Genomic DNA, 354 nt, shown 5'->3' on the forward strand with positions numbered 1-354 from the left:
CCAAGGGCCTGAGCGAAGGCACCATCACCGTCGACGCACCGAAAAACACCGTGTACGTCGACGCCGGTAAGGTTGAAGCGACCATCACCGGCACGACCGGTGGTGACTTCGAGAAGCTCAACGTCAGTTCGACGCCGGCGGTTACTTCGGTCACCGACACCATCGACACCAGCACCGTGACCCTGAGCGCCACGCCATCGGCCGTCGAGGGTGGAGTGGTCACCTACACCGCTACCGTCAGCGCGCCGGTCACTGGTTCGCCATTGGTGATCTCCCTGGCCAACGGCCAAAGCATCACCATTGGCCTGAATCAGACCACCGGCTCCGTGGACTTCGTGGCACCTAACAACGTAT

Annotated in this window: 1 protein-coding gene; it reads left to right on the plus strand. The window is 61.9% G+C overall.

Going from position 1 to position 354, the window contains the following annotated elements:
• Positions 1-354, plus strand: a 354-nt coding sequence (locus J5M56_RS25910; protein WP_207938176.1) for an immunoglobulin-like domain-containing protein, incomplete at both ends; no start/stop codon positions are given.

This window comes from Pseudomonas sp. 51_B, assembly GCF_017491595.1.
GTDB lineage: Bacteria > Pseudomonadota > Gammaproteobacteria > Pseudomonadales > Pseudomonadaceae > Aquipseudomonas > Aquipseudomonas promysalinigenes.